At 44.3% G+C, this 13,301-nt stretch carries 15 protein-coding genes and 1 pseudogene; 9 read left to right on the top strand and 7 right to left on the bottom strand.

The genetic code is table 11. The features are described from left to right. Positions 1-206: 206 nt before the first annotated feature. Entirely contained in the window at positions 207-782 is a 576-nt protein-coding gene (lpcA, locus tag ACRRS0_RS16085) for a D-sedoheptulose 7-phosphate isomerase (RefSeq protein WP_432452199.1), read from the top strand. Positions 783-815: 33 nt separating this feature from the next. Beyond that, positions 816-1,580, top strand: coding sequence for a class II glutamine amidotransferase (locus ACRRS0_RS16080; protein WP_432452200.1), 765 nt, complete (start codon positions 816-818; stop codon positions 1,578-1,580). A 23-nt stretch (positions 1,581-1,603) separates the two neighbouring features. Here ACRRS0_RS16080 and purN read toward each other — a convergent pair whose 3' ends face one another. Next, on the bottom strand, positions 1,604-2,245 hold the full coding sequence (gene purN / locus ACRRS0_RS16075; protein ID WP_432452201.1) for a phosphoribosylglycinamide formyltransferase: 642 nt from the start codon (positions 2,243-2,245) through the stop codon (positions 1,604-1,606). A gap of 8 nt (positions 2,246-2,253) precedes the next feature. Next, positions 2,254-3,294 (bottom strand): phosphoribosylformylglycinamidine cyclo-ligase, encoded by a 1,041-nt coding sequence (gene purM, locus ACRRS0_RS16070; RefSeq protein ID WP_432452202.1) that lies wholly within the window; start codon positions 3,292-3,294, stop codon positions 2,254-2,256. Positions 3,295-3,465: 171 nt separating this feature from the next. On the opposite strand from purM, the gene upp reads away from it, so the two are divergent. From upp to ACRRS0_RS16050, 4 genes are all read left to right on the top strand, one after another. After that, complete coding sequence (gene upp, locus ACRRS0_RS16065) at positions 3,466-4,092, top strand: uracil phosphoribosyltransferase (protein WP_432452203.1); 627 nt, start codon at positions 3,466-3,468, stop codon at positions 4,090-4,092. A gap of 46 nt (positions 4,093-4,138) precedes the next feature. Beyond that, complete coding sequence (locus ACRRS0_RS16060; protein ID WP_432452204.1) at positions 4,139-5,134, top strand: DUF2066 domain-containing protein; 996 nt, start codon at positions 4,139-4,141, stop codon at positions 5,132-5,134. A 70-nt stretch (positions 5,135-5,204) separates the two neighbouring features. Next, entirely contained in the window at positions 5,205-5,909 is a 705-nt protein-coding gene (gene hda / locus ACRRS0_RS16055) for a DnaA inactivator Hda (protein ID WP_432452205.1), read from the top strand. Between the two features lie 398 nt (positions 5,910-6,307). Beyond that, positions 6,308-6,580 carry a hypothetical protein gene (locus ACRRS0_RS16050; RefSeq protein WP_432452206.1) on the top strand — a complete coding sequence of 91 codons (273 nt, stop codon included), beginning with the start codon at positions 6,308-6,310 and terminating at the stop codon, positions 6,578-6,580. 275 nt (positions 6,581-6,855) lie between these two features. On the opposite strand, the gene ACRRS0_RS16045 is transcribed toward ACRRS0_RS16050, so the two are convergent. From ACRRS0_RS16045 to ACRRS0_RS16035, 3 genes are read right to left on the bottom strand one after another with little or no spacing between them, the layout of a single operon-like run. Then, the gene (locus ACRRS0_RS16045; RefSeq protein WP_432452207.1) at positions 6,856-7,251 is read right to left on the bottom strand and encodes a DUF2069 domain-containing protein; all 396 of its coding nucleotides are present in this window, start codon (positions 7,249-7,251) and stop codon (positions 6,856-6,858) included. Continuing rightward, entirely contained in the window at positions 7,244-7,594 is a 351-nt protein-coding gene (arsC, locus tag ACRRS0_RS16040) for an arsenate reductase (glutaredoxin) (protein WP_432452208.1), read from the bottom strand. Before arsC ends, ACRRS0_RS16045 begins: the two co-directional genes overlap by 8 nt. 21 nt (positions 7,595-7,615) lie before the next feature. Continuing rightward, the gene (locus ACRRS0_RS16035; protein ID WP_432452209.1) at positions 7,616-9,055 is read right to left on the bottom strand and encodes a M48 family metalloprotease; all 1,440 of its coding nucleotides are present in this window, start codon (positions 9,053-9,055) and stop codon (positions 7,616-7,618) included. Positions 9,056-9,179: 124 nt separating this feature from the next. On the opposite strand from ACRRS0_RS16035, the gene ACRRS0_RS16030 reads away from it, so the two are divergent. After that, positions 9,180-9,407 (top strand): sulfurtransferase TusA family protein, encoded by a 228-nt coding sequence (locus ACRRS0_RS16030; RefSeq protein ID WP_432452210.1) that lies wholly within the window; start codon positions 9,180-9,182, stop codon positions 9,405-9,407. 10 nt (positions 9,408-9,417) lie between these two features. Then, positions 9,418-10,494, top strand: coding sequence for an AI-2E family transporter (locus ACRRS0_RS16025; protein ID WP_432452211.1), 1,077 nt, complete (start codon positions 9,418-9,420; stop codon positions 10,492-10,494). 272 nt (positions 10,495-10,766) lie between these two features. On the opposite strand, the gene bcp is transcribed toward ACRRS0_RS16025, so the two are convergent. Then, entirely contained in the window at positions 10,767-11,231 is a 465-nt protein-coding gene (gene bcp / locus ACRRS0_RS16020; RefSeq protein WP_432456155.1) for a thioredoxin-dependent thiol peroxidase, read from the bottom strand. A 387-nt stretch (positions 11,232-11,618) separates the two neighbouring features. Further along, a pseudogene (locus ACRRS0_RS16015) lies at positions 11,619-11,780 on the bottom strand (glycine cleavage system protein R); the annotation flags it as partial. Positions 11,781-12,014: 234 nt separating this feature from the next. On the opposite strand from ACRRS0_RS16015, the gene bamC reads away from it, so the two are divergent. Then, complete coding sequence (gene bamC, locus ACRRS0_RS16010; RefSeq protein ID WP_432452212.1) at positions 12,015-13,199, top strand: outer membrane protein assembly factor BamC; 1,185 nt, start codon at positions 12,015-12,017, stop codon at positions 13,197-13,199. Positions 13,200-13,301 lie beyond the last annotated feature (102 nt).

Raw genomic sequence — 13,301 nt, 5'->3', positions numbered from 1 at the left:
CTCCTTGGTCTCGTTAAGAGGTCTGACCTCTTGCTATTTGTAACTCAAAGGTTAAAAGATCGCAAGTAATTTACAATTGCTCAACATATTGGTGGCGTAATATCTGTTTAACAAAATGAGCATTAGGCTCGTTTTGAGCGCTGAATATCCTATTAAAAAACGTTATAGTGTCAGCCTGATAGCTTGCATAAAATGAGATAGTTTTAATGAAAAGTCTGATAGTTGAAGAGTTACAAGAAGCCGCAAACGTGTTGAATGCTTTTATCACGGATCAAAATAATATTGACGCCATCGATAATGCGGCTCAGCTACTTGCGGATAGCTTTAAGCAGCAAGGTAAGGTGCTTGCCTGTGGCAATGGTGGTTCGCATTGCGATGCCATGCACTTTGCTGAAGAACTCACGGGTCGTTACCGTGAAAATCGTCCTGCGTTGCCTGCGATCGCGATTTCTGATCCCAGTCACCTCTCTTGCGTGAGTAACGATTATGGCTATGAATTTGTTTTCTCGCGTTATATCGAGGGCTTGGGCCAGAAGGGCGATGTGTTGTTTGGGATTAGTACCAGTGGTAATTCAGGTAATATTATTAAAGCAATTGAAGCGGCCAAAGCGAAAGGAATGAAGGTGATTATTCTATCGGGTAAAGATGGCGGGAAAATGGCTGGTCAAGCGGATATTGAAATTCGGGTACCACATTTTGGTTTTGCTGATCGTATCCAAGAAATTCATATTAAAGTGATCCACATTTTGATCCAATTAATTGAAAAGCATATGGCTCAATAAGCCATTCAAATAGCGTATTGAGCGAGCGGTAATATGTGTGAGTTATTGGGAATGAGTGCAAATGTACCCACCGACATTTGTTTTTCTTTTACTGGATTAGTGCAGCGTGGTGGGGTGACTGGCCCGCATGTGGATGGCTGGGGGATTACCTTCTATGAAGGCAAGGGCTGTCGTAGTTTTAAAGACCCAGCCCCAAGCAGTGAGTCTAAAATAGCTGAGTTAGTGCAGGCTTTTCCGATTAAGAGTAAGGCGGTGATTGGCCATATTCGCCAAGCCAACCGGGGGTGTGTTTCTTTGGAGAATACCCACCCTTTTACCCGAGAATTGTGGGGACAAAATTGGACCTACGCGCATAACGGCCAGCTAAAAGGCTATAAACAGCTCGACACCGGTTTTTTTCGCCCGGTAGGGGCCACCGATAGCGAACATGCTTTTTGTTGGTTATTAGAGCAATTACGCCTGAAATACCCGCGTAAACCCAACAATATGCACGCCATGTTTAAGTTTGTGGCAAGCTTGGCGGAGCAACTCAGGTCGCGGGGCGTGTTTAACATGTTACTGAGCAATGGTGAATATGTGATGGCTTATTGTTCCACGAACTTACACTGGATTACTCGTCGAGCCCCCTTTGGTGAAGCACAATTAGCCGATGCCGATGTCACCATCGATTTTTGTAAAGAAACCACACCCAATGATGTGGTCACGATGATTGCGACTCAACCTTTAACCAATAATGAACAGTGGCAAAAAATCGCCATTGGTGAGTATGTGTTGTTTAAGGAAGGCGAAGTGCAATAAAAAAGCGCCTAGTTGGCGCTTTTTTAATTATTGGCGTAACCACCACTTGGTAGGATATGACCGTTGAGTACCGCTTTACCTTGTTGCATCAGCAGTCGTTGTTCCACAAACCAGTTCACCACCACCGGATAGATGGCATGCTCCTGAACTTGCACTCTGGCAGCAAGTTGATTGGCATTGTCTTCGCTAAATACTGGCACCTTGGCTTGTAAGATCACCGGTCCGCCATCTAATTCCGGCGTCACAAAGTGGACGCTGCAACCGTGTTCTTGATCGCCAGCATCGATAGCGCGTTGATGAGTATGTAAACCTTGATATTTTGGCAATAACGAAGGGTGAATATTCAGCATTTTTCCGCTAAAACGCTGCACAAATGGTTCACTTAAGATCCGCATAAAGCCAGCCATTACGATCAGATCAGCTTGCTGCTGTTCAATGATATCGCCTAAGGCTTGATCATAAGTTTCGCGATCAGTATACGGTTTGGGGTCGAGTACCACCGTATGAATGCCTGCTTGCGCTGCTCGTTCTAAGCCATAAGCTTCCGCTTTATTGCTTATTACTGTGCAAATGGAGGCGTTGACACGCCCCTCATAACAGGCATCGATAATGGCTTGCAGGTTAGTCCCTGAACCTGAAATTAATACAACAATGTTGCCAGCCATTATGTGTCCTATTTGAACTCGACTTGATTCTCGTCAGTGGCTACATCTTCAATGTGACCAATTTTCCAAGCGCTCTCGCCGTGTTCTGCTAACAGAGCTAAGGCCGCCTCTACTTCTGCTTCAGGAAGCGCAATCACCATACCAACCCCACAGTTAAAGGTGCGGTACATTTCTTCACGAGCAACGTTACCGTGTTCTTGTAGCCAGTTGAATACTTCAGGCCACTGCCAGCTATTCTCATCTACCACAGCTTTTGCACCTGCAGGTAATACCCGAGGAATATTTTCCCAGAAGCCACCACCAGTGATATGCGATAGGGCATGTACTTCACATTGCTTGAGCAAGGCAAGTACCGACTTCACGTAGATTTTGGTTGGGGTTAACAGCGCTTCACCCAACGTTTTCTCACCTAACATTTGCTTCGGATCGGCATTCGAGACTTCAAGAATTTTACGAATCAATGAATAGCCGTTTGAGTGAGGGCCGCTTGAAGCGAGTGCAATCAGCGCATCCCCGGCAACCACTTTAGTCCCATCAATGATTTCGGCTTTTTCTACAACTCCAACACAGAAGCCTGCGATGTCGTAGTCGTCACCGTGATACATGCCAGGCATTTCCGCGGTTTCACCACCGATTAGAGCGCAACCGGATAACTCACAACCATGACCTATCCCTTTCACTACGTCGGCAGCGGTATCGACATCGAGCTTGCCGGTGGCATAGTAATCTAAGAAGAATAGTGGCTCAGCCCCTTGAACAATTAAGTCGTTGACACACATGGCGACTAAATCAATCCCGACGGTATCGTGTTTTTCTAAGTCTAAAGCAAGACGAAGTTTAGTACCTACACCATCGGTGCCTGCAACCAATACCGGTTCATTGTAACCGGAAGGTAATTGACATAAGGCACCAAAGCCTCCGAGTCCGCCCATCACTTCCGGACGTTGGGTGCGTTTACTCACGCTCTTGATTCGTTCAACTAATGCATTACCAGCTTCGATATCAACGCCAGCATCTTTATAGCTCAGAGGGGTGTTTTGTTTGGTCACAGGATTACCTTGCAGCGAACTGAGAAAAATTTGGCGACATTTTAGCAGTGTTAGCTGCGCTGGAACAGTAGTAAACGAGAACTAAAACATTTTGTTGATATTTGCTAACATATCTTGATTGAGCTTGGTTTACACTGGCGGCTCACAATTCGCTAAATTATAGGAATAAACATGAAAGTTGTTGAAGTAAAGCACCCACTGGTTCGTCATAAAATTGGCTTAATGCGCGAAGCCGATATTAGTACTAAGCGTTTTCGTGAGTTAGCGCGTGAAGTCTCTACTTTGCTCACTTATGAAGCAACGGCTAATTTGGAGTTGGAAGAGGTCACAATTAATGGTTGGAATGGTCCGGTGACCATTGAGCAAATTAAAGGTAAAAAAGCCACAGTGGTCCCCATTTTGCGCGCTGGACTTGGCATGATGGATGGTGTGTTAGAGCATATGCCTTCAGCAAAAACCAGTGTGGTAGGGATTTATCGGAACGAAGAAACTTTAGAGCCTGTGCCGTATTTCCATAAATTGGTGGGGCAAATAGAAGAGCGTTTAGCCATTGTTGTTGATCCGATGCTAGCGACTGGTGGATCGATGATCGCGACCATCGATTTGCTCAAAGAACAAGGCTGTAAGAATATTGTGGTATTAGTATTGGTCGCTGCACCAGAAGGTTTAAAAGCCTTGGAAGCTGCACATCCTGATTTGGTCTTGTATACTGCATCGATTGATGAAAAATTAAATGAGCATGGTTATATCCTTCCGGGATTAGGCGATGCGGGTGATAAGATCTTCGGTACTAAATAAACGGTAGCGGGTAAGGATCGTTGATGAGTTTCTCTGGGAGAACGTAGTGATAAAACAGTGCTGGTTGGTATTGAGTTTGGCCTTGGTATTTTTGCCGGTTGAAGCGTCCCAACAAAACGACTTATACCGGGTTGAAGCTGTCGCCAGTGGCGATAATAAGCAAGATCAACAGCAAGCTTTTGAATTATTATTACGGCGTTTAACGGGGGATTCGGCGAGTCATTCCAATCCCTTGGTGGTGAAGGCTAAGAAGAATATAACTCCATATATTCAGCAGTTTAGTTTTGCTGAACAGCACATATCTGTGCTATTTAACGAAGCCAAAGTGAATCAATTATTGACCCAAGCCCAGCTACGTCTTTGGGGGAAGCAACGGCCTGATATTCTATTGTGGTATGCGTCTGAGCAAAATTTCAATCGCCAATTGATGGCCGATAGTGCTGAGCAAAGTTGGTTTGTGCATGGGCGACAGCAGGCGCAGTTATTAGCCTTACCGATCCGCCTACCAGTGATGGATTTGAGCGATAGTATGGCTCTTAGCGTCAATGATGTTTGGGGGGGCTTCGATGGCCCTCTATACACCGCTAGTGCTCGATATAATACGCCTCTCATCTTGAGCTTTCGCCAATATCCACAAGGACAGAATTGGCAGATACAGTGGCGTTTACTCGATAGTGCTAACCAAGTTCAGTTAGCCAGCGGTCAGGTGCAAGCACCTCTTGAGGAAGTCGCTGCCGCGGCCATGGACGCGGTAAGCGCTAGCTTGGCGGAGCGTTTTGGGGTGGCGTTGGGTGAAAGCACCGATGAAGCTATCGTACTCAGCTTTGCTAATATTACCGGCATGAATAAATATGTGGATTTAGAACGTTTTTTGAATCAGCAGCCTAGTGTGGCAAGTGTCACTCTGGAACAAGTTAACCATGATACCTTTACTTTTCGGGTTCAGTTATTAAGTCCTTGGCAGGATTTAAAATCGTCCCTAGATATCTCCCCGCGCCTACAAGCCGATGATATTCGCGATAAGCTATACTATTTCCAATAGCAAAAATTTCTAATCTTAAGGCCTAGCTGATACAATGACGCAAGTTTTGTATCGGCTTTGATTTGTTACTTTGAGTTTTTCCCCACAATTATCACTTCCTGTGCATTTACCTGATGATGAAACCTTGGTGAGTTTTTACCCGGGAGATAATCAGCAGTTGTTGAGTGCCTTACGTAATCTTGCCTTAGATAAGGGGGAGAGAATGTTGTATTTGTGGGGCGCGGAAGGCTCTGGTCGAACCCACCTGCTGCATGCCAGTTGTACTGAGATGGCTGATATGGGGGCCGCAAGCGCTTATTTGCCGCTAGATTTACATGCAGCGATGTCACCGCAAATGCTTGAAGGTTTGGAAACCATGGCTTTGGTGTGTTTAGATAATATCGATGCCATTGTCGGTATTCAGGCATGGGAAGAAGCAATTTTCGATTTTTACAATCGTCGTAAAGAGTTAGCCTCAACGACTCGGCTAATTGTGACCGCTAATGCACCTGCGCCACAACTCTCTTTTGCTTTAGCTGATCTGCAATCCCGTTTAAATTGGGGGGTCACTTATAAACTGCATGAGCTTGATGATGAGCAGAAACTGAGCGCCTTGCAGTTACGTGCTGAATTACGCGGTTTGAAAATGCCCTTAGAGGTAGCTCGTTTTTTACTTAAACGTTTGTCGAGAGACATGCCGACCTTATTGAAGAAACTTGATGTATTAGATCAAGCTTCGATCACCGCGCAACGCAAACTTACAGTTCCTTTTGTGAAGGAAATTCTCGACATTTAGCAGATAGAGGGCTTCTGTGTGGCTTAATTCGCTTAAGCTTTGAGGAAACTTTTATTTCAAATCGCGTGAATCAAGCGTCTTCGAGAGCAACCGTTTCTTAGAGCTATGGGACGGGCGTTCAAGTCACTACATTGAACAAATCCCAATTTCTCTAGCTTTTGCTACCCATTGATTTCCATTTTTTCGGTAATACGCAGTTCTGTAGCAAATGCTGCCAGATAATTTACGCCATATGACCGAATGCTAATAGTGAATGAGCCATGTCTGGTTTGCTCTTCTGGTCGTGTGTCTGTCAGCAGCTGATTTGTAGTGTCTTTTGTTAGAATATTTGCACAAACCATAAAATTAACTATAGGTAATTTACTCAATAACGAGTACTTAAGAAAAAGGAAACTGATATGGCTAATCAACTCGCGGGTGGTTGGAGTCCTTTTCATGAACTATCAGACGAAGATAACCAAGTATTTGTGCATGGGATGGAAGGGTTTGTTGGTGTGAGTTATAAACCTTTGGTGGTTGCGACTCAGGTGGTTGCAGGTTGTAATTATGCATTTTTCTGTAATGCTGAAGTTGTTTATCCTGGTGCACAACCTTACCCTGCCATGGTTCATATGTTTAGTGACTTACAAGGTCATGTAGGGATCACGCATATTCAACGTCTTGATTTCTGAGTCGTAAAAGCCAAGCACAATCAAGATTGCTTGGCTTTCCAATCTATTAAAACTTATGTGTTACTTGCGATACACGCTCCCCAACTGGCGAATAATGCTTAAATCGGGGGGAGTTGCTATTCGTGGTTTGTGAATTATGGTTTTGCTTGCTCAAGATAGGCTGGATTTTATCTAGCTACTCCTCCTTTCGGCCTACATTTGCTACCATTATTCCCGAACTTTTTATCGAGTATAGGTAAGCCACCTATCACATCACTTGCCATGGGCCTCATTGATCAATCGGGTGATTTATCTTTGAGTTTCTTTAAACCGATACCAAGTTCTTTGCCGCGTTGTTTGGCGTAGCTAAGGCTAGAAATAAAGGCGGTGAGTACCAATAGCAACTCGACAGCAGCCATGCCGCGTTCGTTGTTTGAGGTGGCTAAAAGTGTGGTGCTGTGCAACACATATAACAGCAATACAAAGCAGCTCCAGGCATAGGTGTAGGGTTTGCCAGCCAAAATCCCTCTTAAGGGGAAAAGTAGGGGAAGTACCCAGAATAGCAGCATTAAACCGATACTGATGTCTACTGGCGGTGACAACCATAGGTGCCATAAACAGACCCAGGCGAGTAGACCAAGGTAACTGGTTTTGGCCAGTAATAGCAGTTGTGGACTGGTGAATCTAGACAATCTCTAATACCTGTTGAGGAGGTCGACCGATCCGTGCCTGCTGTTGATTGATGACGATGGGGCGTTCAATCAATTTAGGGTTGGCGTGCATTGCGGCAATCAATTGTGCTCTATTGAGAGACTCGTCTGCTAAGTTAAGTTGTTTATATAGCTCGTCTTTAGTACGCATCAATTGGCGAGGCTCAATGCTCAGCATGTTTAAAATAAGGTCTAGTTGCTGTTCGCTGGGAGGCGTCTCTAAGTACAAGATAATTTCTGGCTCAATGCCTTGGTCGCGAAGCAGTTGTAGTGTTTGGCGGCTCTTCGAGCAACGCGGGTTATGCAGTATTTTTATTTCAGACATGGTATTTCCTTAAACCTCAGATTAGTTCAGTTCTTCTAATTGTTTTTCAGCAGCTTCAAACTGTTTGATTCTCGCCTCAATCCGTGCCAGCTCGAGCTGATTTTTCGTTAAGTTATAGGCACTATGCAATTCATCAATGGCACGTCGATAATCTGAATGTAATGATAAATACTCGGCTTGAGCGATATGGCTTTCCAGTAAATTATTTAGCCGCCCTTGTGCTCGGCTAAGCTCCCCCCAGGCCAAACTATCATCTGGGTGATGGCGTAAATAACGGTCGAGCAGCTTAGCGGCCTTGGTAAATTCGCCTTTTTCACTATAGGCGTGAGATAAATTTAATATGATGACTTGATTATCGGGGTAACGAGATTGAGCACTCTGTAGACGAGCAATCGCTGATTCGAAGTGTTGTTGAGCGAGGTCAATATCACTCAGGGTATCGATCATAAATAAGTTATCGGGATGACGTTTGGCGAGCTCATCAATGATAGTTTTAGACTCCGGATATTGGCCTAAGCCAAATAGGGCAAGTGCTTTACCATATAAGGCCGCGTCTTTGATACGATATTCTTTACGTTGCAGTTGTTGTTGATAATAGTCTAAGGCGGCTTTAGCGTCTAAAGTACCATGACGGACGATGATCCGGGCTTTGGCAAACTGGAATGCTAATGAGGGCGCAATAAAGTGCTGTGGGTATTGATTAGCTCTGGCACGCGCCTCACTCACCCTAGTTTCTGGTAAGGGGTGGGTAATGAGCATTTGTGGTGGTTTGCTAGCATAACGATATTTTTCGGCAAGTTTACCGAAAAAGCTACCCATGCCAGCGGGGTCGTAACCCGCTCTGACGAGGGTTTGTAAACCGATACGGTCGGCTTCAAATTCGTTTGCCCGAGTATAGTTAATCGAATTTTGGATGTTGGCTGCCATCGACGCCTGCAGCGCTGCTATACCTGCAACTGGATTCGCGATCCCTAATAGCACTGAACCTAACATACCTGCGAGGGTTAGGTTTTGCGCAGCGGCTTGGTTTTCGATACTACGCGCAATATGTCGTTGGGTAACGTGGGCGATCTCGTGGGCAATCACCGAGGCAAATTCACTCTCGGTATTGGCATATAGAAATAAGCCGGTGTGGATCTTCACATAACCGCCGAGAAAGGCAGCCGCGTTGATTTCATTGTCGGTCACTAAGAAAAAATGAAATGGTGTGCGAACTTGCTCCGCTTTGGCGACTAAGTGATTTCCGAGTTCGCTGACATATTCTGAGAGTACAGGATCATTGGTCATGCGGTGACTTGCTCGAATCAGTCGCATGTAGGCTTTGCCGTAAATAACCTCTTTGTCGATGGATAATGCCGACGCCCCAGCCGTACCTATTTCAGGCAATTGGTTATTGGCAGATATGAAGGGCGTATATACAAACAATATACCGACAAAAATAAGCTGCAAAAGACGGATCATTAGTTTCCACTATCTATTTTTCTTATCGGCGAGAATACTCTGATTTTGTTTGTTATTCAAAAGCTATAAATGCCATTCTTGATGATAAACTATGATCATTTCATTGTTGCTATGGGTAAGATGCATGCGTTGTCTTAACTTTGAAGATCAAATTTGTCCAATTCCTCTGCTGCAAAGTAAATTGTGGTTAAAGCAAGCGCAGCAGGGGGAGCAGTTAAAGTTATGGCTGGCCGATCCGGGGTCATGTCGGGATATTCCTAAGTATTTTCAAGGTTTAGGCCATGAGGTTAAAATCGAGCAAAATTCCCAGCAGTTTTGTGTCACAATCACCGTTCATATGCTTAAGGATTAACGCAGTAACTATGTTTAAAGTCATATCTCTTTGGTATAACCGGATGTTTTCAGATCCGGAAGCTGTGGCAATGGCCTTGGTGTTTGTCATCGGTTTTGTCATGCTTTACTTTTTTGGTAATTTACTCGCCCCTTTATTAATCGCCTTGGTATTGGCTTACTTATTAGATTGGCCGGTGAGTTTTTTAGCAAGTCATGGTTTTCGCCGTGGGATCGCAACGTCGCTGGTTCTACTGGTATTTTTTCTGATTGCGACCTTTATTGTATTACGTGTGCTTCCGACGGTCTGGGGACAAGGGATGAATCTGTTGACCGAGTATCCGGTGATGCTGAATAGCAGTCAACGTTGGTTGGAGTCGCTTCCTGAGCGTTATCCAGAGTTTATTGATGGGGCATTAGTGCAGGCTGTCGTGGATAATGTCAGAACCCGTCTGATGGGGGTCGGTGAGCAGTTACTTCAATCTTCCGTCTCATCGATCATCAACCTGGCCACTGTGATGGTGTACAGCGTATTAGTGCCTTTGATGGTATTTTTTATGTTGAGTGATAAACAAGTGTTAATGCGAAGCGTGACTCGTTTTCTCCCGAATGACCGTCGTTTGCTCGCACAAGTTTGGATGGAAATGAATGGTCAGGTGATTAATTATATTCGTGGTAAAGCCATTGAAATATTGGTGGTTGGCGGTGTGAGTTATATTGTATTTGCGCTAATGGATTTACGGTATTCAGCTTTGCTCAGTGTCTTAGTTGGTTTGTCGGTGTTAATTCCATTTATCGGAGCTTTTGCGGTTACCTTACCAGTGGCGATGGTCGGTTTATTTCAATGGGGAGTGAGTCCTCAGTTTGGCTACTTGATTCTGGGTTATGGCATCATTCAACTATTAGATGGCAATGTGTTAGTGCCGATTTTATTCTCAGAGGCCGTTAACTTGCATCCCTTAGCGATAATTGTTGCGGTATTAGTGTTTGGCGGTCTGTGGGGATTTTGGGGAGTATTTTTTGCTATTCCGTTAGCAACTCTCGTCAAAGCAGTGATGAATGCTTGGCCACATGCCGAAAAAGCTGAAGTTGATCAGCCTTCATCCTAGCGGCGGTCGTTCTCTCCTGGTGCTGCTGTGATCGTTTATGCTTGATTTAGGGATTGCTGAACATATCAAATGTAGTCGCTATGAATCATGAGCAACGCTGCATTGATAAACAACTTTGACTGAAAGCTTTAATTACAAGATACATCAGGCTGTAGGCGGTGATTTAAGCCAGCAAGATCAACAGATAATGAGTTAGCTGGGTATCAATATGACTCGCGGTGACGAAAGCCTAAATGGGTCGGCAAAAATCCATATACGCGAGTCTTATCTGACTAGCCTGCTAAATAGTCGAGTACAACTTGGTGGTGCTCTTTGGTTTTAAATTTGTCAAATACATGTTCGATGATACCTTGCTCGTCGATCAAGAAGCTAATGCGGTGGATGCCGTCGTATTCTTTTCCCATGAATTTCTTCAGTCCCCAGACACCAAACTGTTCGGCAACTTGATGATCTTCATCAGACAAGAGATCAAAATTCAATTGGTGTTTTTCAATAAACTTCGGTAAACGTTTCACTGGGTCAGGGCTTATGCCAAAAACCACGGTATTGGCATCGGATAATTGCTGAATACTGTCTCTTAAGCCACAAGCTTGAGTGGTACAACCGGGTGTTAAGGCTTTAGGGTAAAAATACACCAACACCTTTTTTCCTGCGTAATCACTGAGCTTGATCCGCTTTTCATCTTGGTTGGCTAAATCGAATTGTGGTGCGGCATTGCCGGCGGTAAGCGTATTCATTGCTGATTCCTTTTGTCTCGCTTCATTAGATAAAAACTGTAGGCTAAAATCGTGACTACCGAGTGTTTGGCAAAGTTTGGCAAATTGCTGTTCAATGATTTCTGTTTGGTGTTGCTGATTCAGCTTGACCTCGAAAGAAGCGTGTAACATTTCTACTTCTGCCTGGCTAAATAGATTGGACTTCAAGCTCACCATATTCATATCATGATCGCTAATAAACTGAGTTACTTGACTAATTACCCCAGTGGCATCGGGCAACGTTAGCTGCAGTATGGCCGCATGTGAATAGTTGATCCGTTCATGTCGTGAAGTTTTTTTTAAGACACTTAATAGCTGTAATTCTTGTGCGGTGACCGGCAGTCGAGTTTCGATTTGAATGATCGCATTATGTGTGCCCGAGACTAACATAATAAGGGTAAATTCAGAGCCAAATAGTGCCATTCGGCTATCCACGATGTTGCAACCGCAAGTTGATACTAGTTGAGTAAGTTGATTTACGATGCCGGGGCGGTTGGTACCCACCGCGGTGACTACAAGGTATTGGCTCATATTCTATTTTGTTTGTATCGCTAGATAGATGAGTTCAGGATACTTGCTTAAACAAGGGATTTCTAGCGGATAAAAAAATAGCGGGCTGTAAATGCACCGTTTCTATCAAACACTGATAGTTTTCATCTTGTGTTTATGAAAGTGGCTAAGTAGTATAGCGCCCTTACTCTGGATTGTTTTCGCCTGTCGAAGACAAATACCAGTCAAATTATTAGTTTGTTGATGTAGTGGAATATGCAACTAGTTTCTTTTTCAGCGATAAAAATCGTGTTATCAGCGACTCTCGTGACTAGCTTGGTGGCGTGTTCAAGCGGTGGTGAGCAGTTACGTCAAGCTGAGCGTAATTTTGATTATTTGAAGGCGACTCAGATCGAGCCTTTGTTTATTCCTGAAGGTGTCTCTCCACCACAGCAAAGCAAAGATTTTGTGATCCTCAATGCCCAGCCTAAAGGTGAGCCGATACTCGGATCACGAGTTGATGTGCGGTCACCGATGCAGGTGATTCCGTTGATCGCGGGAAGCCGAACAGAGAGTAGCGATGCAGGTTTAATTTTTTGGTTTGATATCTTGCTCGCGCAATCTGCCGAAGAAACCAGCCAAACGGTACTAAACCTGATTCGAGACTATATTGGTTTTCGTCAGTCATCGATTGCACGTTTAGACGAACAGCAGCGGATTGTTGAGTCAAATTGGTTAGTGGACCGAGAAATGGTCGACAGTGGCTGGTTTTTCATCAGCGATAAGGCTGTGGAGCAACGGCAGAAATTTAGTTATCAGCTACAGGTTAAGCCTCATGGAAGAACCGTTGGTTTAACAGTTAAATTAGTGGATGCAGAGCTATACCGAAATGATAATGATGTGGTCGTTGATCTGGATAGTTTTGATCGACGACGTTTAGAGATTATTGAGCTAAACCGATTAATTGGCTATGTGAATGATCGTCGAGAAGAGTTGGAAGCGCAGTTGGCAGAGAAACGTGAACAAGCGCGTTTGGCTAGCATGAGTGCGGCAGAAAAAGCACGCTTAAACGATCCTTCGGTTAGTTTGTTATTGGTTAATGATGGTGGAACGGCTTACTACAAGGCACGGGCTAATATGGATAAAACCATGAAGCGTTTGCGTATGGTTCTGCCGATCGCTGGTTTTACGATTACCGATTATATCGAGACTTCGGGTAGCTTGTATCTTACCTATAAGCGTCCAGATAGTGAGCTCTTGGAAAAACATGGTTTATCCGGGATGCAGTTTGAAGAGAAAGATTATATTTTCACTGTTGGCTCTAATGATAATATTACCCAAATCACCTTAGCAGATGATGAGGGTAAGGTGCTTAAACCTAGGGAAGTGAGCAAGTTGTATCCTTATTTGGCGATTTTGATGAAAATGGGACTGGATACGACGAATAGCTTATCGCACTAGTTCTTGTGAATGTTTCAAATAAAAGGCCCCAAATGGGGCCTTTTTAGTCTTAGCGCCTTGCGACGAATGGTATTTAAAGATTCAGTTAACAGAGCTTTAGGC

Source organism: Agarivorans sp. QJM3NY_29, from assembly GCF_050870835.2.
In the GTDB taxonomy this organism is placed as follows: domain Bacteria; phylum Pseudomonadota; class Gammaproteobacteria; order Enterobacterales; family Celerinatantimonadaceae; genus Agarivorans.
Note: the sequence above shows the minus strand (reverse complement) of the source record. Positions and strands in the feature narration are given on the sequence as shown.